Origin of the sequence: Paenibacillus antarcticus, assembly GCF_001637225.1 — a bacterium.
Taxonomy (GTDB): domain Bacteria; phylum Bacillota; class Bacilli; order Paenibacillales; family Paenibacillaceae; genus Paenibacillus_AQ; species Paenibacillus_AQ antarcticus.
This window is the reverse complement of the sequence record NZ_LVJI01000015.1, coordinates 176936-197948: the sequence shown is the minus strand read 5'-3', so window position 1 is coordinate 197948 and position 21013 is coordinate 176936. Positions and strand designations below refer to the sequence as shown.

The following is a 21013-nucleotide window of genomic DNA, read 5'->3' as shown; positions in this document are numbered from 1 at the left end:
ACAAAGTTGAGTATAGCAAATCAGGACGGGATTGCAAGCTTTTGATAAAGTGGTAAAATGCATAAGTAATTGGGTAATCTATAATAAAGCTAGATTATGAAGGGTATAATTGAACGTTTCATTTAGAAGAGGATGGGATAATCTTGACACTAAGTTCGAAAGAAGTCTCCAATCGTCAATTGAGATCACCTTTTTTTATTGAGCTTATGCTCATTATTTTTTTAGTTGAGTTCATGAAGGGGTCATTGTTAGTTTCGTTATTGCCTATCTACATGAAGAACTCACTTGGATTAACGGCGTGGAGCGTGGGTGTAGCTTTCTCACTGCAATATGTTGGGGATAACCTCTTTAGAAGTCCCTTCGGATGGTTAGCAGAACGTTTAGGTTATAAGAAGATCATGTCAGGTGCGTTATTGATGACAGTCATCGCCGTTGTGATTATTGCCTTCACCTCTGCACCAGTATGGCTCGCTATTGCTTGCTTAATTCTAGGAATTGGTACATCTCCACTTTGGCCTTGTGCGATGACAGGGGTAACGGAAATATCGGGTCCAAATAACAGCAATGGTACGGCGATAGGAGCACTTGAGATGGCTTCATTAATGGGGATAGGTGCAGGTCCTATTGCGATGAATTTTCTTATGCAACGGACAGGATCTAATTATCACACATCATTTCTAGTACTTATAGGTTGTGGTATCGTGCTAGTACTCGTTGCGTTACTTCTCCCAGGAAAGGCGAAGAGTGCTAATCTGCATACGACGGTGGAAGTGGTACGCCACGCAAATATATTCTTGTTGATCAAGGCTAAGATTGTACTGTTAATAAAAAGTGTGAAGAAAACATTATATGAAGTGAAACATACATTGAATGTGAGTTGGCTCGTCTATCCAGCTCTATTTTTACAGTCGTTTGTCATTGGGATATTAACCCCCGTAATTACCCTCTATGTTCAGAATGAGCTAGGATTCTCACCGAATATGTATAGTCTTTTGTTGATCGCTGGAGGGGGGATTACAGTGATCGCACTTATACCTTGTGGGAAATTAATTGACCGATTCGGTACAGCACCATTCTTGCATTGTGGGTTTCTACTTGCAGCAGTATCGATTTCTATATTCTCAATGGTACACTCCGTACCACTTGTATTTACATTTGTAGCTCTTATTGGGATTAGTTATGCTTTTATTTTACCGGGATGGAATACGTATGTATCTCATTTGGTACCTAAGGGTGAACGCGGAGCTGTATGGGGGTTTTTCCTGACGTTACAAGGATCTGGGATGGTCGTAGGGCCAATTGTATCGGGAAGGTTATGGGATGTTATGGGGCACGAAGCCCCATTCATAGCAAGTAGCGTGGTCATGGTTATTCTGTTTGTCGTTCATTTGTTATTAACCCGTAAATCACAGCCAAAGATAAAGGTGATTTCCTAAAAGGACATTTTATACACAGGTAAGAGTTGTTCCAATGTGGTATGGATGACTTTAAGTCATCCTCAGCGTTCTAAAGAATGGATCATCTGGGGTCGTATCGGTATTAAGCGTTCCTTTAGGATCAAGATGATCCGAAGTTCAGTAGAAATAATCGGGTACTAAGTTTAAATCGTTGAAGGATCAGAATTTAATTGCTTAGCAAACTGTAATTTATTAGGACTAGGTGCTCGTTCAATTCGTTTCAGAATATCATAATATAACTAACCTATTTGGGGATCAAGTTACAGGATCTTCCTCTTTTTCGTGCTGGACAGGTTTATCCAGAATTTATTAAGGGTAAAAATAGTCAATAAACCAAGTTACCGTTACATAAGATAAAGTATAAAATATATCAAGCAAATGATCCCTTAGTATTCGCGGCATCATTCTAATACCATTTGTTATAATATCCAGTTTAGGAGGGAGTGCCTTGAACAAGAGCTATGAAGTAGAGTACTGTAATCTGGAGCTTCGATTTAATCGGCGACATATTCAAGACTTGATCAAAGAGTTGATTCAAGAAGGGTATTCCTTATATTGGAGTGAAAATGAAACACTCTTTATTATTTCAGTTAGAACCGGACGGAAATTAGTTAAGCTAAGGTTTATAAGAACGCGAAGCGGATATAAGATGGTAGGCGATTACATCATACGTGACGCTAAGCTTGCTGATTGGATGGAGAAATTAATTGAAGATACAAGAGGACATGCGATTGTGAAACGATTTAAAGACAGACAGATTCTCATAGAAAATATACTATTTGGGGAAGTGATCCGATTGGTGGAAATTTCGGGCTTTCAACAACGGGTGCTATTTCAGAAGGGAACTTATTTTACCGAACAAGAAATGTCTAAGATGTTCTATTCGTTGGAAGGGGATTTACGCATACAATTGCGAAGAATCGAAGTGGATGAAGAATTAGATAAACTTTATGAGGCGATGGAGGCCAACGATACTGTAGAAATTGAACTTTGTAAAGAACGACTCCGTGAATTAAGTCGTGAACTTATGAGACTTGAATGGTAAATACGTCTTTTGTTTACAATAAGAAAAACATCTGAGATGAACACCTCGGTCGTTGCGAGGTGTTTTATCATGTTGAAATATAAGAAAGTATAATTTTCACTTGATAGATTGAACTAAAGTTTGTGCTCCCATATTCAATCATTTCTTAAGAAATTCATGAAAGGGTATCGTCTTTAGTTCATTCTATATTGATACTCTATTCCTTATATTTCCGCTGAAACGGGTACCGTCTTTGAAAAGGATGGCATAGCCGTTTCTACTTGAGAATTAGGAACAGGGGTTCACTTCTTTGCGTAAACACGTTAATATATAGAGTGGGTATGAGTGAAATTGTTTAAAAATAAATGGAGCAAAGGATGAAAAACCAAATGGCAAAACAACAAATAGGTGTCATTGGCCTTGCTGTAATGGGCAAAAATTTGGCTCTAAACATCGAGAGTAGAGGCTTTTCAGTCTCAGTATATAATCGCTCTCCAGAGAAAACACATGACCTTCTGAAAGAAGCTGAAGGTAAAAATTTGACCGGATCTTTTTCCGTTGAGGAATTTGTGGCATCACTTGAACTGCCTCGTAAAATTCTAATCATGGTACAAGCAGGTAAAGCTACTGACGCAACGATTGAGCAGTTGTTACCATATCTTGATCAAGGTGACATCATCATCGATGGAGGGAATGCTTATTTCCCTGATACAGTTCGTCGTAGTAAAGACCTTGAAGATAAAGGTTTCCGTTTCATTGGAGCAGGTGTATCCGGTGGGGAAGAGGGAGCTTTGAAAGGTCCTTCAATCATGCCAGGTGGACAAGAGAGTGCATACCTTCTTGTTGAACCGATCCTAACAGCGATTTCTGCTAAAGTAGATGGCGAATCTTGTAGTACATATATTGGACCAGACGGTGCTGGACACTATGTCAAGATGGTGCATAACGGTATTGAGTATGGTGACATGCAACTTATCTGTGAAGCTTACCAGCTCTTGAAAGATGTCTTACATCTTGATGCTAAGGAATTGCAAGAAATCTTCACGGAATGGAACAAAGGGGAATTGGACAGTTATTTGATTGAAATCACTGCTGATATTTTCTCGAAATATGATTCCGAAACAGGTAAGGCAATGGTTGATGTTATTCTTGATTCTGCTGGACAAAAGGGTACAGGGAAATGGACAAGCCAAAGCTCACTTGATCTTGGTGTGCCATTGTCCATGATTACTGAATCTGTATTCTCACGTTTCTTGTCTGCTATGAAAGAAGAACGTGTAGAAGCTAGCAAAATTCTAAACGGACCTGCAACTGAACCTTTCCAAGGGGATAAAGCTGAGTTCATCGAGAATGTTCGCAAAGCTTTGTTTACGAGTAAAATCGTATCTTATGCTCAAGGTTTCGCACAATTACGTGCAGCTTCTGATGAGTATGGATGGGACTTGAAGTATGGTAGCCTTGCAAAAATCTGGCGTGGTGGATGTATCATTCGTTCCCGATTCTTGCAGAACATTACGGATGCATACGAGAACAACGCTGAGTTGAAGAATTTGTTGCTTGATCCATTCTTCAAAGATATTTTGGAGAACTATCAAGGTGCATGGCGTCAAACCGTAGTAGCAGCAGTGAATCAAGGCGTTCCAGTACCTGGATTTGCAAGTGCTCTTGCTTACTACGATAGCTATCGTACAGAGAGATTGCCAGCCAATCTTCTTCAGGCACAACGTGATTACTTCGGCGCACACACATTCAAACGTTTAGATAAAGAAGGTAGTTTTCACTTTAACTGGATGGAAGAATAGGTTTCGCGGGAATTAGGCCATGCATGGCTTCCATGAGACATTGACGAATATTATCTTGTTCAAGATAATTTAGTCCAGGTCGTTTAAGAAGTAACAGGCTGACTTCTCCGAAGTATTGGAAATTACGAAGTAAACGTGGCTTAGGGAGTTCCAGCAGTGCTGGATCACCTTGAGCCACTTTTTGTTGTACATAATGAAGAACCCACATGATATCATCGCGACATAACATATGGCGCACATCACAGATTTCTTCAATTCGTCTTAAGCTTGCGCTCGAATGACTCTGGGAATCATGCATGGTTCAACTCACCTCTATTCATCTATTTAACTGTTCATTCTTATTCTAGTATATGGAACTCTAGCAGAAATAGAATCTTCTCTATATGTATCATTGTCGAAACTTTTAGGGCTGTGGTATGATTGGAACAATGAGTCAATAGAAAGTCTTCTAGTACAAGATATAAGGCAGAACTGAGGGTGAAATTTTGAGCCAATCACAACAAAATATAATCCTGATTGGGATGATGGGGACGGGCAAATCTACCGTAGGTAAATGGCTTGCACACCATCTAGAATATGATCTGGTAGATCTCGACGCAGCATTGGAGGAACACGAAGGTAGCAGTATCGCATCCATATTCACCAATCAGGGTGAGGCGTACTTTCGCAATGCGGAGACAGCGATATTACAGCAAGTCCTCTCGGGTACGGGTCAGGTGATAGCGACCGGTGGGGGAGCTGTACTGAATCAAGAGAATTGCGAGTTGATGAAGCGCGGAGGATGGGTTGTTGCTTTGACAGCTGAAGCAGAAGACATTGCTTCAAGGGTACAAGGCGATGGACTGAGACCTTTACTAGCTGGAAATTCAGAAGAAAGAATACGTACGATTCTTGAAGAACGGAAGAATGCTTACCTTTTCGCTGATTACACAGTGAACACATCGTTATTTTCTGCGGAACAAGTGAGCGAAATGATTTTAACACATTACCGCGTCTAAGCCTGTTTCTAATGGTGGACTATTCGGAATATATGAAAGTAAAGGAGCAAATTTAATCATGGATGTTATCGTTAATCCAACCCCCAAGCTACAAGGGAACATTGGGGCTTTGTCTTCTAAGAACTATACAACTCGGTACTTACTTGTAGCTGCTTTAGCTGAAGGGACGAGCACTGTGTATTTCCCGGCTCACAGTGAAGATAGTGATGCTATGCGACGCTGTATTCAGGACCTTGGTGCGACACTTATCGAAGATGATGAGAAAGCTATTATTACAGGGTTTGGCAAACATCCAAAAGATGTTAAAGAATTGAATGTTGGTAATGCAGGCGCTGTTCTACGTTTCTTGATGGGAATTGCATCGCTCTGTTCAGATGTTACTTTTGTGAATACATATCCAGATTCTCTAGGTAAAAGACCTCATGATGATCTAATCGTAGCCTTGTCGCAATTGGGAGTTGAGGTCGAACACAATGATGGACGATTGCCGATTACCATTCGTGGAGGACATCCAATCGGTGGCAAGATCAAGGTATCTGGTGAGGTTAGCTCTCAATATCTAAGTGCGTTACTATTTCTAACGCCACTGTTGGAAGAAGACAGTGAAATCGAAGTTTTAGGCGATTTGAAGTCTAAAGTAGTTGTTGGACAGACACTCGAAGTTCTTGAACAGGCAGGAATTGTTATTCATGCTAGTGAGGACTATATGGTGTTCCGGGTTCCCGGTAGACAATCTTATGAAGCGAAGACATACACGGTCCAAGGCGATTATCCAGGGTCAGCAGCAATACTAGCAGCAGCGGCTGTCACACAATCTGATGTAATTGTAGAACGTTTATCTGCTACAAGTAAGCAAGGTGAACGTGCAATTGTAGATGTATTGAAGATGATGGAAGTTCCACTTACCCATGAGAATGATATCGTTCATGTACAAGGTAATGGAACATTAAAAGCTATAGAGTTTGACGGAGATGCAGCAACGGATGCGGTACTAGCTATGGTTGCAGCAGCTGTATTTGCTGAAGGAACATCACGATTCTATAATGTTGAGAACTTAAGGTATAAAGAATGTGACCGTATCACAGACTACTTGGCGGAGCTTCGTAAAGCGGGTGCTAATGTAGAGGAACGTCAGGCTGAGATTATTGTACATGGACGTCCTGAAGGAGTTGAAGGTGGTGTGGAGATTAATGCACACTATGATCATCGCGTGATTATGGCTTTGAGTATCGTGGGATTGAGATCTAAACAACCTATTCGTATTAAGGATGCTCATCATGTAGCTAAATCGTACCCGCAGTTTTTTGATCATATGAAGGCACTTGGAGCACAGGTGGAATGGGTAGATTCTTTATAGACCAATAGGCCTAAAGTGCGTGTTCAAAAAGTCAAATTTTCAGCACCGAGGTGCATGCTTATGAGGCCGAATAAGCTTCTTGGTATACTTCGTGATCAAATGATGACTTTTTGAACAACCTATTAAAGAAATGGGGATGAAACATGTCATTTATGAACCCAACACAGGAACAAATAGGTCAAATACTGAAACAGGCTGGAAATATTGCGATTGTTGGTCTGTCTGATAAGTCAGATCGTATCTCGTATATTGTTGCCTATACGATGCAACAAAGAGGATATCGTATTATTCCAGTTAATCCTGCTGCTAGTGGGACTGAAATCCTTGGTGAAATATGTTATGCGTCACTTCATGACATTCCAGACAAAATAGATATTGTAAACGTATTTCGTCGTAGTGAGTATTGTGCTCAGGTAGCACGTGAAGCAGCAGAGATTGGTGCTGAGGTGCTATGGCTTCAACAGGGGATTATTAGCGAAGAAGCCGCTCTGATCGCTAAAGAGAATGATATGATTGCGATTATGGATCGATGTATTAAAGTTGAAGATGCTATTTCCTTAAGGAATTCATAATCGGAAATAAGACGACCTTTCGAGGTCTTCTTTTTGTTTTTGACAAAATGACAATCAAGGCTTACGATTTAGTGTACATAGGATCAACGATGAATGAAGAATCATTTGCAGTTGATCGTGTGGAGAAAGGGGAGTGTCACCTTGAATTGGTTGGGTTCTTTACAGCAGCTCGGAAGAGCGGTCATGCTCCCTACGATGGTGTTGCCTGCAGCGGCGATTCTGCTTAGTGTAGGTAGTCTGCCTTGGGACGTTTGGGGACTTCCATCCATTGGTGATGTTAGTACATGGGCAGGTCAAGGGATTTTCTACTTCCTACCCTACTTTTTTGCGGTAGGAGTAGCTTGGGGACTTGCTAATCAAGCGGGACCGGCAGGGCTTGCTGCGCTGTCCGGCATGTTTATTTACGATCAGGTCACAAGGCATTTTAGTGATGGGAGCATTCAGCCATCTACGTTAATCGGAATTCTTTTTGGTATGATGGCTGGTGGATTATACAATCGATTTAAACATATCAAGCTTCCGGAAGTGGTTCAGTTCTTTGGTGGATCACGATTTGTTTTGCTAATTATGGGATTATTGTCCGCTGTATTCTCATGGTTTATGCTAGGGATTGCGCCCTTTTTACAACGTGGTCTTGATGAACTTACGCAATTGATGCTTCATTTAGGTGGGTTTGGACTCTTTTTATATGGGATGATATATCGTATTCTTACCGCATTTGGTCTGCATCATTTATTGAATAACGTGTTTTGGTTCCAATTGGGTACCTTTACTACGCCAGATGGAAGTATAGTGCAAGGAGATTTGCCAAGGTATTTCGCAGGCGATCCCACAGCGGGCTCATTTATGGCAGGGTTATTTCCAATCATGATGTTTGCATTGCCGGGTATTGCTTTAGCTATCATTCACGAGGCGCGTGAGGACCTTAAGCCTAAAATTAAAAAGACGTTTCTAACAGCAGCCTTAGTGTGTTTCGTCACAGGTGTATCAGAGCAAATTGAGTTTGCATTTTTGTTTGTTGCTCCTTATATGTTTATTGTTCACGTCATATTGTCCGGACTAGCGATGTGGATAACGTATGCGTTAGACATTCATCATGGATTTTCTTATTCTGCGGGGGTCATTGATTATATCCTCAATTTTCATTTATCACATAACGCATGGATGCTGATCCCTATTGGATTAGCGTATGGCGTGGTATATTACGTGTTATTTAGATGGGCCATTCACAGATTTGGGATCCCAACACCGGGACGCGAAGAAGGATCAACATTAGAAGATTGGGCGGGTAATATTCCTTATCAGGCGCCACTTATACTGGAAGCTCTTGGGGGTAAGGAAAATGTTGTGCGGTTAGAATCTTGTGTTACTCGTCTTCGTCTTACGGTGAAGAACGATAGGCTTATTGATACCAGCGCACTTAAACTTCTAGGTTCCGCAGGTTCGATGAAGTTGGGCGGTGGCAATGTTCAAGTTGTGTTTGGAACGTATTCAGAATTAATTCGTGAGGAAGTTAATAAGCTTATGCAGAGGGACTTGCCTCAAGTGTTATTCTGTGCGCCAGTGCAGGGACGTATGTTGCCCATTGCTGAGGTGCCAGATCATATATTTGCAGCCAAGCTAGTAGGCGACGGTGTAGCTTTTATACTTGAAAAAGACGAATTAGTCTCGCCGGTCTTTGGAACGATTCTTCACATATATCCGACGATGCATGCCATTGGGATATCGACTCCTGAAGGGCTTGAAGTTCTTCTTCATATCGGAATTGATACATCCCAACTGACTGGCGGAGATTTCCAAGCCTTAGTTAAAGAGGGGGATGTAGTAGTTCCGGGTCAGTTACTCATCAAATTTAATTTAGCATATATTCGCAAGCATGCAGCATCTTTGGCCACTCCGATGGTCATTACCAATCCGCAACTAGTGAAATCATGGAGCTTTGCTCCTTTTAAAGGCGTTAAGAAAGGGCAGGCATCCGTGATGTCTGTTGTATTACACGACAGGAACGTTGGAGGGCATGAATCATGATACAAGGCATCGGAGCGGCAGCAGGGGTCGCAATAGGTAAAGCATTTGTTCTTCCAAGTTGGGAATGGGATTTGCCTGAATCTCGATTGGAAGCCATAGATCTAGCTAAAGAATTTGAAAGACTGTACGAAGGAATACGTACTTCTAAGCATGAAATTGAGTTCATAAGAAATGAGTTCAAAGAGGTTGTGGGTGAAGAAGAATCAAGTATTTTTGATGCCCATCTTGCTATATTGGAAGATCCGGTATTTATGAATGAAATTCAAGGTATCATCGAACGTCAATATAAAGCAGCTGAGGTTGCCGTAAAAGAAGCAATTGACCACTTTGTAACGATGTTCGATCTACTGGATGATGAGTATATGAAAGAGCGTGCTTTGGACATTAAGGATGTAGGAAATCGATTGTTAAAACATCTACTTGGCGCTCCTGAGATTACGTTGCCCGTGGATACACAACCCTATATTTTAGTTGCTAAGGAGTTATCTCCATCTCAGCTTGTGCATTTGAACCCTTCACATGTACTAGGTATCGCCACACTTATCGGAGGGAAGACTTCTCATTCCGCCATTATGTCGCGAGCCATGGGTATCCCACTTGTATGTGGATTAGAGAATAATCTTAAAGCACCCATTCAGACAGGTGATATGCTCATTGTAGATGGTGACAATGGTCATGTGTACATTCATCCCAACGAATCAACGATAGCTCATTACTGTGAGATACGCACCAAACAACAGCACAAAAAAGAGCAACTGCAACTTCTAGCCTCCGTGGAAGCTGTGACTAAAGATGGTATCCAAATTAATCTTTCTTCCAACATCAGCTCTGTCAAAGAAATGGACATGGCTTTGAAATATGGAGCTGTAGGGGTAGGACTATTTCGGACTGAGTTCTTATATATGGATCGTGTCACGTTCCCAAGTGAAAATGAGCAGTTCGAGGTATATCGCCATGTTGCAGAGAAGATGGGGGACGGTTCGGTTGTCATTCGTACATTGGATATCGGAGGGGACAAGCATTTAGATTATTTCTCTCTTCCTGAAGAAGATAACCCATTCCTTGGGTATCGCGCCATTCGAATTAGTCTAGACCGTAAGGAACTATTCAAAACTCAGCTGAGTGCGATTTTGCGAGCAAGTCATTATGGTCATGTGAAGATTATGTATCCTATGATTTCATCGGTTGAAGAAGTGCGAGGAGCAAATGAACTTCTTCGTGAAGCGATGACTGAATTAGACGAAAGAGGAATTCCTTATAACCGTGATATTCAGGTTGGTATTATGATTGAGGTACCCGCAGCGGTAGCGATCGCTGATTTGCTAGCAGAAGAAAGTGACTTCTTTAGTATTGGTACCAATGATCTTGTGCAATATGTGTTGGCGGTTGATCGGATGAATGAACAAATTGCTCATATGTACCATCCCTATCATCCAGCGATCTTGCGTATGCTTCGGTCAACTGTCGAAGCTGCAAGACATGCAGGAATCCCAGTAAGTGTGTGTGGTGAAATGGCTGGTGACGAGAGGTCTATTCCTTTATGGATCGAACTCGGAGTCCATGAACTCAGTATGTCGCCACAATCATTGCTTAGAATCAAACATCGCCTTCTAAATACATCTGCTGAAGAAGATAAGCTTATAGCTAAAGAATGTCTAAAGATGCATACGAATACAGAGATTGAACAGTTGCTGAATGATTACCATCATTCTCACAGAAGTAGTCGTTCTATGGCTATAGAACAGCCATAATTATATTTATAAAAGAACAGCCTCCTTTTATATCCCATGTGGAATAAAAGGAGGCTGTTCTAATTTTATTTCTCAATACAATGAATCCTATTCACCTGCTAAAGCATCACAAAATGCTTTGCCATACGGCGGAAGATCAGGAGGTCTACGAGCAGATATTATATGCCCGTCAACGACAACGGCTTCATCTTTCCAAATCGCACCCGCATTCTCCATATCGTCCCTTATACCTGGCGTTGATGTTACAGTTACGCCATTGAGTATGCGGGCCGATATGAGAACCCAACCCGCATGACAGATTTGTCCTATGGGTTTACGGTCTGCATTCATTTCACGAATAAGTTCTAAAACTTTGGTGTAACGGCGTAATTTATCAGGAGACCAGCCTCCTGGAACAAGAATACCATCATAGTGCTGGCTATTTACTTCTTCAAAGGAGTAGTCACTTTTCGCAGGGACCCCATATTTGCCGATATAGGTCGTTTCTTTTTCCTCAGCTACAAGATGTACTTCGGCTCCTTCTTCGCGTAATCGATAGATTGGATACCATAATTCCAAATCCTCAAAGTCCTCGCTAACCAGAGCAATTACTTTTTTACCGGAAAGTCTCATGTATAATCACTCCATTTTTTTAGTATTTCAAATATTCCACCCTTAGATAGAATGAACTTAAGGCGGACCCTTATCTATTCTAACAAAAAGGTTACCCTCAATCATAGTGAACCATCCATGCATTTGGAATTATTTGCATCAAGGGTGTTCTGCCTTTATATGCAGGATTTAATCAATCTATGGTCGAATACATGAATAGCAACTTATTTATTATTTTCTCAAGATATATATAGAAATATATGAGGTGTTAATAATGGATAGACAATGTCATTGCGGTTCTTGGATGAGACTAGAGTTGCGTACAATTCTAGCAGGTAAAGTACAAATTCTTCATGTACCCATGCGTGCATGTGAAGCGTGTTCTGCGTATCATCTTTTTCCACCTGTTAAATCTGTATTGACGAATTATGTGAGAGATCTTGGAAAAGAGTCAAGTAAGAGTAAGAGTAAGAGATCTTTCACAGAAGTGAATGAGATATCACAAATTATCTACGATGTGTTCATGCAAGAGACGTGTGATTCCTCTTCAGTAGATATGGAGAATGCAATGAAAGCTGCTATAAATGATCGGATCAATCTATTACTTGATTTGTTCCAACATGCGGAGAGTATACAAGATCGTATCTGGATAGAGGATCTTCGTCAACGATTAAGTCAACTTTCGAGTCTTTTAGTAGAACTTGATCGAGACAAGGTTCATTCCCATGAATAATAAGTGTATTTCATGTAGAATATTGGCTTTTTTCGTCTGTTTTTGTTACGATAGTGAAAGAATACCACGTTAGAGGAGGATGTATATCGAATGGCTACAATGACAAGACTGACTACTATTGAACAGTTAAAGGCTGCATTGGAAGCTTCACATGATAGACCTCTATTTCTATTCAAACATAGCACTCGTTGTCCTATTAGTGCAGCTGCTTTTCAGCAGGTAACATCCTATTTGGAGGATGAGCCTAATGAGTCCATAGATTATCGAATGATTTATGTCGTCGAAGATCGGCCTGTTTCACTTGAAGCTGCTGAACTGATCGGTATCGAACATGCATCACCCCAAGTTATTCTAGTGAGTGATCGTAATTCGATATGGAATACATCCCATTCTTATATTACATCTCGTATTCTAAAAGATGAGTTATTATAGTCGATGAAGCGCCATCATTGCGTAAAGCATTAAATTGTCGTAATATTAATAATATTAGGTTGAACGAATGAAAATTTATTTATAATGGAGCGAAAGAAATTGACAGTAACCATTTACGATGTGGCACGTGAGGCAGGCGTATCTATGGCTACGGTATCTAGGGTTGTCAATAACAACCCCAACGTTAAGCCACAGACCCGGAAGAAAGTATATGAGGCAATTGAACGTTTAGGATATCGTCCTAATGCTGTGGCGAGAGGCCTCGCCAGTAAGAAGACTACAACGGTTGGCGTTGTAATTCCTGATATTTCTAATTCAATTTTCGCTGAAATTGCTCGAGGTATAGAGGATATTGCTAACATGTACCATTACAATATCATTCTATGTAATGCGGACAAGAAGAAAGAAAAAGAAATACGTGTTATTAATACATTGTTGGAGAAGCAGGTCGATGGATTGTTGTTCATGGGCGGAACTGTAACAGAAGAACATATTCAGGCTTTCCAGACATCTGCAGTACCCGTTGTACTCTGTGCGACTAGTGATGTGAACGGTAACTATCCTTCAGTTGATATTGACCATGAAGCTGCTGCGTTTGATGCTGTGAACACGTTGATTCGACATGGGCACCGTGAAATTGGGATGATTAGTGGAACACTACAGGATCCAGCAAATGGATTTTCCCGTTTCCAGGGTTACAAGCGTGCGTTAGAAAAGGCAGGAATCGATTATCGGGAAGATTGGGTTCGCATCGGTAATTACCGTTATGAATCTGGTGTAGAGGCTATGAAGTACTTTCTTGGTCTTAGAAAGAAACCGACTGCAATCTTTGCTGCAACAGATGAGATGGCCATTGGGGCGATACATAGTATCCAAGATGAAGGACTTAAAGTGCCAGATGATTTCTCTATTATCAGTGTAGATAACATTCATATGGCATCGATGGTACGACCGCAACTGACAACAGTCGCTCAACCCATGTATGATTTGGGTGCTGTGGCCATGCGTCTTTTGACAAAACTAATGAAGAAAGAGAATGTTGATAACCCACGGGTTATTCTACCACATGAAACAATTCTCCGACTCTCCGTTAGTCATGTTAATGAGGACTAAGATTGTAACATCATATCATTGGTTTGATTGAAAGCTCCGATATGGGGCTTTTTTTAAAAATATATAAAAGTATGTGGTTGACTTGATACGCGCTACTTCTTATATTTTCGAAGAGACGGATACTTCGCCCTTAAGGGACGGGGTAGCCGTTTCTTCTTGATTTAAGAATGTTCTAGCACAGTAGGAGTAAATAAGATAATCATAAAAGGGAGGTTCATAGAATTGATCACAAATGAATTAACTATAGGGTTGATTGGTGCGATGGATGAAGAAATAGAGTTGTTACTAGCTGGAATGGACCAAAGTGAGGAAATAACTAAAACGGGTATACGTTATGTTACAGGGACTTTTCAAGGTAGATCCGTCGTTGTATGTAAGTCTGGTGTCGGTAAAGTAAATGCAGCTGTCACGACACAGATCCTAATTGATCATTTCGGAGTTTCTAAAGTATTGTTTACCGGTGTAGCGGGAGCTGTTCATCCTGATTTGAATATTGGTGATATTGTCATCTCTACTGAATGTATTCAGCATGATATGGATGTGTCTGCACTTGGTTACCCTCGTGGTGTCATTCCCTATCAAGAGATATCCGCATTTCCCGCGAATAAACAATTAGTAGATCTAGCTGAACTGGCTTGTCGTGAAGTCGGAAATGGTAACTACAAGCTGGGGAAAGTGCTATCTGGAGATCAATTTATTGCAAGTAGAGAGATGGTTGCTTCGCTACGTGAAGAACTGGATGGCGCTTGTGTGGAGATGGAAGGTGCTTCGGTTGCACAAGTGTGCTACATGAACGGTGTTCCGTTTGTCATTATTCGTTCGATGTCTGATAAGGCGGATGGATCGGCACATGTCAATTTTGCTGAGTTTACCATTGAATCATCGCAACGATCACATGCTATTCTAGAGTATATGATTAGTCACATTTAAAAGTATTTTTCATAAAAGCCCTTACTCTTCTGACTATGATTTAGCGCCAGTAAACGCTGAACTAGTTGGAAGAATGAGGGCTTTTTATTATTCAGAAAACATCAAGGCGATCAATACATAAACCGTTGTTGAAATCGGATATGATCGAATTGTTCTTTTGAAGATAGAGGAACATCCCTTCCCATTCGTACCATGAGACAGTTGGCTGGATGAGAGCATATTTCTGGATCGTCTGTAGCATACCATTCCATGTCAACGATCTTCATCAGTCGTTCCATCATCTTACGATAATCCCACACACTAAGACCGCTGCCCTTGAGGTCCCAATGCCAATAATATTCTGTAGTAAATACGATATATTGTTCCATTTGATTATCCTCAAAGGCGGTTTTAATCATTCTTTGACCAAGACCTATTGAACGGTACTCGTCAGCTACTTCAATGGCACCAAGCTCTATTAAATCAGTCATATGTTCTTGCGACCAACGTTCCTGCTCATCTGCATAATGAAATGTGACATATCCAACAATAGTATGTTCATCACGGGTGATGATAATCCGTCCTTCTGGTAGGCCGGCAATTTCAATTAAAGCCTCGTGTTGTTCTTTGGGACGACGAAAGGCATCAAGATCAGGGTGTAGGGTGAATTGTGATAGAGTCTCGGCAGGAACAGGACCTTCAATGATGAGGCTACGCTCAAGAAAGGGGATAGATTGAATTTGGTAGTGTTTAATGTGATCCATAGCAGTGTCTCCTTCCTAATATATCTACTTATAACAAATAAATAATTAAATGAAAAGTGATGACAGGGATTTAAAACCTATGCTATAATCATTTTGACATAATTTAGTCACAAATAATATTGCTAATATAATTGTTATTATGACAGAAGTTTACTAGATATGCGATCCTTTACGACAATAAATAGCGATTATTGTAAGCGTTTTTTTAAGTATAGCTTAAGAGCTAACTATCGGAGGGATATAGGCGGATGGAAATCAATCATAATAATGAGTTACTACCTAGTGTTAACAGTTTAACCAATATGGATGATTATGAGCAAACTTACAAAGACTTTAATTGGGAAGATGTTGAACGTCACTTTACATGGTATGAAACAGGTAAGTGTAATATGGCATACGAAGCTATTGATCAACATGTTGAGGCAGGACGAGGAGATAAAGTTGCGCTTATATACAGTGACGCTAAGCGAGAAGAGTCATATACTTTTAAACAATTAAGAGATAAGTCAAATCAGTTCGGGAATATTCTTCGTAAACAAGGCGTTGGCAAAGGGGATCGTGTTTTCATATTTATGGCTCGTAGTCCAGAGTTATATATTTGTTTACTTGGGATTCTTAAGATAGGCGCGGTGGTAGGTCCTTTATTTGAAGCTTTCATGGAGACAGCGGTTAAGGATCGCTTGGTGGATAGTAGCGCGGTAGCTTTGATTACCACTCCGCAGCTATTAAGTAGAATTTCCAAATCGGAGTCACCAGATTTAAAGCATATCATTGTTGTAGGAGAATTAGAGGATCAGGATGACTCTTTGATTAGTTATCATAATGAAATGGAATTAGCGTCGGAAGAGTTAGAGCTCGAATGGTTGGATCGTGATGATGGACTCATCATACATTATACTTCAGGTTCTACGGGTAAACCAAAAGGTGTGTATCATGTTCAGAATGCTATGATTCAACATTACTTTTCAGGCAAAGTAGTACTTGATTTACGTGAGGATGATGTTTATTGGTGTACGGCAGATCCGGGTTGGATAACGGGTACTTGTTATGGTATTTTTGCTCCATGGCTTCATGGGGTGACGAATGTCATTCGTGGTGGAAGATTCAGTCCGCAAGATTGGTACTCAACCATTGCAAAATATAAAGTAACGGTGTGGTATAGTGCTCCAACTGCCTTTAGAATGCTGATGGGTGCAGGAGATGAGGTTATATCGCAATATGATCTAAGCAGTCTTCGACATGTACTCTCTGTTGGAGAGCCTTTGAATCCTGAAGTTGTGCGCTGGGGATATAAGACTTATGGGCAACGGATTCATGATACATGGTGGATGACTGAAACTGGAGCTCAGATGATATGTAATTATCCAGGGATGGCAATTAAACCGGGTTCCATGGGGCGGCCTCTTCCTGGGATAGAAGCTACGATCAAAGATGACAAAGGAAATACAGTACCACCATATACTATGGGTAATTTAGCGATTAAAGCACCATGGCCATCCATGATGAATCGCATATGGAATAATCCTGATAAATATGAAGAATATTTCCGAGTGTCGGGCTGGTACATCTCAGGCGACTCCGCTTATATGGATGATGAAGGTTATTTCTGGTTCCAAGGAAGAATTGATGACGTGATTAACTCTTCAGGGGAGCGCATAGGACCATTTGAAGTGGAAAGTAAACTTCTGGAACATCCTGCTGTAGCTGAAGCTGGCGTTATTGGTAAACCAGATGCGATACGAGGAGAAATTATTAAGGCATTCATTTCACTTCGGGAAGGATATGTTGAATCACCTGAATTGAAAGAAGATATCTATCGTTTTGTTAAAGAGGGATTATCTGCACATGCTGCTCCAAGAGAAATTGAATTCAAGGAGAAGTTGCCTAAGACCCGTTCTGGTAAAATTATGCGTCGCGTGCTGAAGGCATGGGAGCTTAATCTTCCAACAGGGGATCTATCTACGATTGAGGATTAGATTAGCAATCATCTATATGATTAAGTAATAAAAAATAAAAAGGGGTGTCCCAAAAGTCCATTGATAAAATGGTTGGGATACCCCTTTTATGTTGGATGAAAATAGCAGGTAAAGGGTAATCCCTTTACCTGCTATTTGTTGTGATCAGTGATTGTCATTGAAGAAATAAGTGTCTCATCGGAAAACTAATCTATTCTAGGGACAGTCCAATTGTGCTGCCTGATAGAGTGATCAGCAGTTTATTTTCTCTCGAAATAGGTCGATGAAGAGGGTGCGGATTCTCCGATATTATTGTTAGCTGTTACACGGAACCAACCCGAGATAGGGACATTGGTATTGAATAAATATGAAGTTGATTGGCTTGAACCTAACTGTTCATAATAGCCATTCTGATCCATACTGTAATAGATATTATATTGGTCTACGATATCATTACTGTTAGTAGCCCAGTTCAACTGAATACCATTCTCTGTAGCTGACATAGCGGGCTGCCCAGGGGCTGTAGGCGCCGATTGGGTAGTCTCATCAACCGGTGGATCAATTGGAGTACCTTGATCCGTCTCACCTGGAGGAATCACTTCTCCAGGGATCGTAATGGTGCCATCGGGTTCAGTAGGTGGTTGGTAACCACCGGTTCCAACAATCGCACTCGGTGGCGATTCTTTACCAGCTACATCAACTGCTGTAACGTAAAAGTCATAAATACCACTTGTGGAGACTTTACTTGTGAATACCTTAGGGTCATCACTAAGTATAGGAGCTCCTTGATATACAAAGTTACTACCATTTAATGACCGGTAAAGACGATAACCCACGACATCCTGTGAACCACTACGACTAAAGTTAATCTTGGCCGATCCATTATCAAGGGAGAAGATAACATCTCTTGGTGATGTAGGTATGTTACCATCATCTACTCTTGGATCGATTAGTGTTGGCATATCACTTGTTGCGTCTTTAGGTAAATAATATTCTAAGGATTCATGCTTTTTCATAATGGTAAATGCGGCTTGAAGTTCTTTAATTAAGTCTTGAATAGGATGTTCGCGTTTAATGACAACTGTTTCTTTTAACATATCTTCAGGCGTAGTATCCTGAGGAATATAATTCACGCCATTGTACGTAATATATTTAGCCTTAGCGATCCCATCGTCACTTTCTTTAGGAACATATTTAGCGTTAAACAAGTCCGTCACAAACTTATTGGTTAGTGAAGTTGGAAGTTTACCACTGTATGCTGACACTGTTTTTGTTGTAATTCCTGTAGGTCTTTCGAACGTGTTGGTGACAAATAGCTCTGGTTTCTTCGTTATCATCTCATTCATGATGAGTGTCCATATATTTTGTGCATTCTTTCGCTGGTCGCCTTCTAACACGTTTTTAGACACTTTGTAGCCATCCCAGACTCCAAGAGTAATATCTGGAGAATAACCTACAAACCATACGTCAGCATAGTTCTGCGTCGAACCTGTCTTACCTACAATGGGAACCTCTTTCCAATGTTTATAATTCTTCTTAACAGTACTTGCGGTACCTTCAGTAATAACAGTCCGCAACATGTCTGTCATGAGATAAGCGGTTTGTTCAGAGAAAGCTTTGATAGGTTCTGGTGTGTGCTGATAGACGATCACACCATTGGAATCCGTAATTTTCTCAATCATATAAGCATCAAGAAATGTTCCCTGGTTAGCAATTGAACTATAAGCATTCGTCAGTTCTTCAACAGACACGCCATGTGCTAAGCCACCGAGCACGCCAGTCGTTGCACCATAATCCTCTTTTTCAAGTGTTGTAATTCCAAGTTTCTTAGTAAATTCCCATGCTTTATCAATAGTTATGACATTATTAAATAATTTCAATGCAATTGTATTCTTGGACTTATTGAGTGCATAACGAGCGGTGATGAGACCTTCGTACCCACCCGATGAGTTCTTAGGAATATGGAACCCTTTTTCATAATCTTTTAAAATAATGGGTGCGTCATCCACGATACTAGCAGGTTGAATAGCTCCTGAATCAAGTGCTGGTAGATAAGCTGCGATCGGTTTCATTGCCGATCCTGGTTGGCGTATCATTTGTGTAGCATAGTTCATTTGCTCCTCGTAGAAGTCACGTCCTTCAATCATTCCTAGAATGGCGCCGGTTTTGTTATCTAACATTATAGCTGCTGTTTGCTCCATCCCTTTAGTCTTGCTATCAGGACTGAAGTTTTCGTCGTTCTCGGCAATCGCACGCATCGAATTGTACACACTCTTATTTATAGTAGTATAAATTCGATAGCCACCGGTCGTCAATTGGAGCCTAGCTTCTTCTAAAAGCTCGTCATTCGCTTTCGCAGCTTGATCAATTTCCTCGGAAGAAGGTGCATTTAACTTCATCAGGATTTCTGCCGCTTTTCGTTCTGTTTCCATCATAAGATAAGGAAAGGTGGAATAGGCTTTTGCGGTCTGAGGTGCTAGAGATGACTTGATGTCGAACGCAAGAGCTTCATTATATTGACCGTTCGTAATTTTATTCTCTTCAAGCATACGGCGTAATACTAAATTTTGTCGATCCATTGCACGTTTGAATGCTGTTGGATTGAATTCACCTTTCCCATTAAAAGCGGAGTATTTGGATGGGAGTTGCGGCAGGCCTGCTAAATAGGCTGCTTGAGCAATATTTATTTTGTTTAAGTCGCCAATATTAAATATTCCCTTGGCAGCAGCTTTGATACCATAGACATTGTAACCATTTGCGCCGTTACCGAAAGGTACCTTATTTAGATATGCTGCAAATATTTGATCTTTGGTCATAATACGCTCGAGCCTTAAAGAGAGAAGTATTTCTTTGATTTTACGGTTATCGGTCCTATCAAGATTTAGGAATACTCGTCTGGCAAGCTGCTGTGTAAGCGTACTTCCACCTGTTTGTACAGATTCGTTGAGCACTCTTTGCTTAACAGCACGTAGTGTACCGCTCACATCTACCCCCATGTGCGTAAAGAAATTGTTATCTTCAATAGCGATAACCGCTTCTTTGACAATTGCAGGAATTTTGTCGTACTCCACGGGCCTTCGATCCTCATCTGTACGTAGTTGACCAATCGCTTGACCATCATTGAAATAGGCGAATCCGGTAATAGAATTCTGACTCATCTTCTGCAAGATCTCAGCTCTTGTTCGTATGGGTTCATCATGAACGATAGAAGAAACATAGCCGAACCCTGCGCCAGTGACAAACAGTGCTCCCATGAAGATGAAGACAGTTATCCAAAGCAGTGTAGTTCCTAATATACGTCCAATCGATTTTTTCGAACGGAGCTCTTTTTTGGATGCCTTTTTATTTGTATCAACCATTCGTATTAGTGCCTCCTTTTAACGGAACTATTATAGCATAAAAAGCGACATTTGAATCGCTTTATCCCACGAGGCCTATAATAGCGCTAAAGTACGACTTATTTGAGAGTGTGTAGTGTACACATCTCTATATTATATCATGATGTGAAAGGGGACTGTTGTAATATT

General features: G+C 40.8%; 17 protein-coding genes. 13 read left to right on the top strand and 4 right to left on the bottom strand.

Features of this window, described 5'->3' with window-relative positions; genetic code table 11:
• Nucleotides 1–143 precede the first annotated feature (143 nt).
• The 3 genes from PBAT_RS10885 (at nt 144) to gndA (ending at nt 4283) form a co-directional block, all read left to right on the top strand.
• Nucleotides 144–1436, top strand: a complete 1293-nt coding sequence (locus tag PBAT_RS10885; protein WP_338045645.1) for an MFS transporter — start codon at nt 144–146, stop codon at nt 1434–1436.
• Between the two features lie 469 nt (nt 1437–1905).
• A complete protein-coding gene (locus tag PBAT_RS10880) occupies nt 1906–2502 on the top strand; it encodes a hypothetical protein (RefSeq protein WP_068649394.1) in 597 nt (198 codons plus the stop codon).
• Between the two features lie 368 nt (nt 2503–2870).
• A complete protein-coding gene (gene gndA, locus PBAT_RS10875) occupies nt 2871–4283 on the top strand; it encodes an NADP-dependent phosphogluconate dehydrogenase (protein WP_068649392.1) in 1413 nt (470 codons plus the stop codon).
• Here gndA and PBAT_RS10870 read toward each other — a convergent pair.
• Nucleotides 4264–4581 carry a hypothetical protein gene (locus tag PBAT_RS10870; RefSeq protein WP_068649390.1) on the bottom strand — a complete coding sequence of 106 codons (318 nt, stop codon included), beginning with the start codon at nt 4579–4581 and terminating at the stop codon, nt 4264–4266. The genes gndA and PBAT_RS10870 overlap by 20 nt on opposite strands.
• Nucleotides 4582–4768: 187 nt before the next feature.
• Between PBAT_RS10870 and PBAT_RS10865 the strand changes: the two genes are divergently transcribed.
• From PBAT_RS10865 to ptsP, 5 genes are all read left to right on the top strand, one after another.
• Nucleotides 4769–5281 carry a shikimate kinase gene (locus PBAT_RS10865; RefSeq protein ID WP_246168271.1) on the top strand — a complete coding sequence of 171 codons (513 nt, stop codon included), beginning with the start codon at nt 4769–4771 and terminating at the stop codon, nt 5279–5281.
• Between the two features lie 58 nt (nt 5282–5339).
• Nucleotides 5340–6638 carry a 3-phosphoshikimate 1-carboxyvinyltransferase gene (aroA, locus tag PBAT_RS10860; RefSeq protein ID WP_068649388.1) on the top strand — a complete coding sequence of 433 codons (1299 nt, stop codon included), beginning with the start codon at nt 5340–5342 and terminating at the stop codon, nt 6636–6638.
• Nucleotides 6639–6781: 143 nt separating this feature from the next.
• Nucleotides 6782–7210 (top strand): CoA-binding protein, encoded by a 429-nt coding sequence (locus PBAT_RS10855; RefSeq protein WP_068649386.1) that lies wholly within the window; start codon nt 6782–6784, stop codon nt 7208–7210.
• Between the two features lie 141 nt (nt 7211–7351).
• The gene (locus tag PBAT_RS10850) at nt 7352–9238 is read left to right on the top strand and encodes a glucose PTS transporter subunit IIA (RefSeq protein ID WP_068649384.1); all 1887 of its coding nucleotides are present in this window, start codon (nt 7352–7354) and stop codon (nt 9236–9238) included.
• Complete coding sequence (ptsP, locus tag PBAT_RS10845; RefSeq protein WP_068649382.1) at nt 9235–10989, top strand: phosphoenolpyruvate--protein phosphotransferase; 1755 nt, start codon at nt 9235–9237, stop codon at nt 10987–10989. The genes PBAT_RS10850 and ptsP overlap by 4 nt, the downstream gene beginning before the upstream one ends.
• A gap of 87 nt (nt 10990–11076) precedes the next feature.
• Here ptsP and PBAT_RS10840 read toward each other — a convergent pair whose 3' ends face one another.
• On the bottom strand, nt 11077–11601 hold the full coding sequence (locus PBAT_RS10840; RefSeq protein WP_068649380.1) for a type 1 glutamine amidotransferase domain-containing protein: 525 nt from the start codon (nt 11599–11601) through the stop codon (nt 11077–11079).
• Between the two features lie 253 nt (nt 11602–11854).
• Between PBAT_RS10840 and PBAT_RS10835 the strand changes: the two genes are divergently transcribed.
• The 4 genes from PBAT_RS10835 to PBAT_RS10820 all read left to right on the top strand — a co-directional run bounded on the left by PBAT_RS10835 (nt 11855) and on the right by PBAT_RS10820 (nt 14788).
• On the top strand, nt 11855–12313 hold the full coding sequence (locus PBAT_RS10835; protein ID WP_068649378.1) for a hypothetical protein: 459 nt from the start codon (nt 11855–11857) through the stop codon (nt 12311–12313).
• Nucleotides 12314–12403: 90 nt separating this feature from the next.
• Complete coding sequence (gene ytxJ / locus PBAT_RS10830; RefSeq protein ID WP_068649376.1) at nt 12404–12745, top strand: bacillithiol system redox-active protein YtxJ; 342 nt, start codon at nt 12404–12406, stop codon at nt 12743–12745.
• A 99-nt stretch (nt 12746–12844) separates the two neighbouring features.
• The gene (gene ccpA / locus PBAT_RS10825; protein ID WP_068589558.1) at nt 12845–13858 is read left to right on the top strand and encodes a catabolite control protein A; all 1014 of its coding nucleotides are present in this window, start codon (nt 12845–12847) and stop codon (nt 13856–13858) included.
• A 222-nt stretch (nt 13859–14080) separates the two neighbouring features.
• A complete protein-coding gene (locus PBAT_RS10820) occupies nt 14081–14788 on the top strand; it encodes a 5'-methylthioadenosine/adenosylhomocysteine nucleosidase (protein ID WP_420848754.1) in 708 nt (235 codons plus the stop codon).
• 110 nt (nt 14789–14898) lie between these two features.
• On the opposite strand, the gene PBAT_RS10815 is transcribed toward PBAT_RS10820, so the two are convergent.
• Nucleotides 14899–15531: a GNAT family N-acetyltransferase gene (locus PBAT_RS10815; protein WP_068649374.1), complete on the bottom strand. Its 633-nt coding sequence runs from the start codon at nt 15529–15531 to the stop codon at nt 14899–14901.
• Nucleotides 15532–15779: 248 nt separating this feature from the next.
• Between PBAT_RS10815 and acsA the strand changes: the two genes are divergently transcribed.
• Nucleotides 15780–17507 carry an acetate--CoA ligase gene (gene acsA, locus PBAT_RS10810; RefSeq protein ID WP_068649372.1) on the top strand — a complete coding sequence of 576 codons (1728 nt, stop codon included), beginning with the start codon at nt 15780–15782 and terminating at the stop codon, nt 17505–17507.
• A 239-nt stretch (nt 17508–17746) separates the two neighbouring features.
• Here acsA and PBAT_RS10805 read toward each other — a convergent pair whose 3' ends face one another.
• A complete protein-coding gene (locus tag PBAT_RS10805; protein ID WP_068649370.1) occupies nt 17747–20845 on the bottom strand; it encodes a transglycosylase domain-containing protein in 3099 nt (1032 codons plus the stop codon).
• Nucleotides 20846–21013 lie beyond the last annotated feature (168 nt).

Excerpts from the sequence above, each read along its gene's own strand:
- PBAT_RS10870 (WP_068649390.1), bottom strand. The coding sequence starts at position 4,581 with ATGCATGATTCCCAGAGTCATTCGAGCGCAAGCTTAAGACGAATTGAA.
- aroA (WP_068649388.1), top strand. The coding sequence starts at position 5,340 with ATGGATGTTATCGTTAATCCAACCCCCAAGCTACAAGGGAACATTGGG.
- acsA (WP_068649372.1), top strand. The coding sequence starts at position 15,780 with ATGGAAATCAATCATAATAATGAGTTACTACCTAGTGTTAACAGTTTA.
- PBAT_RS10855 (WP_068649386.1), top strand. The coding sequence starts at position 6,782 with ATGTCATTTATGAACCCAACACAGGAACAAATAGGTCAAATACTGAAA.
- PBAT_RS10815 (WP_068649374.1), bottom strand. The coding sequence starts at position 15,531 with ATGGATCACATTAAACACTACCAAATTCAATCTATCCCCTTTCTTGAG.
- PBAT_RS10805 (WP_068649370.1), bottom strand. The coding sequence starts at position 20,845 with ATGGTTGATACAAATAAAAAGGCATCCAAAAAAGAGCTCCGTTCGAAA.
- PBAT_RS10840 (WP_068649380.1), bottom strand. The coding sequence starts at position 11,601 with ATGAGACTTTCCGGTAAAAAAGTAATTGCTCTGGTTAGCGAGGACTTT.
- gndA (WP_068649392.1), top strand. The coding sequence starts at position 2,871 with ATGGCAAAACAACAAATAGGTGTCATTGGCCTTGCTGTAATGGGCAAA.
- PBAT_RS10835 (WP_068649378.1), top strand. The coding sequence starts at position 11,855 with ATGGATAGACAATGTCATTGCGGTTCTTGGATGAGACTAGAGTTGCGT.
- ytxJ (WP_068649376.1), top strand. The coding sequence starts at position 12,404 with ATGGCTACAATGACAAGACTGACTACTATTGAACAGTTAAAGGCTGCA.
- ptsP (WP_068649382.1), top strand. The coding sequence starts at position 9,235 with ATGATACAAGGCATCGGAGCGGCAGCAGGGGTCGCAATAGGTAAAGCA.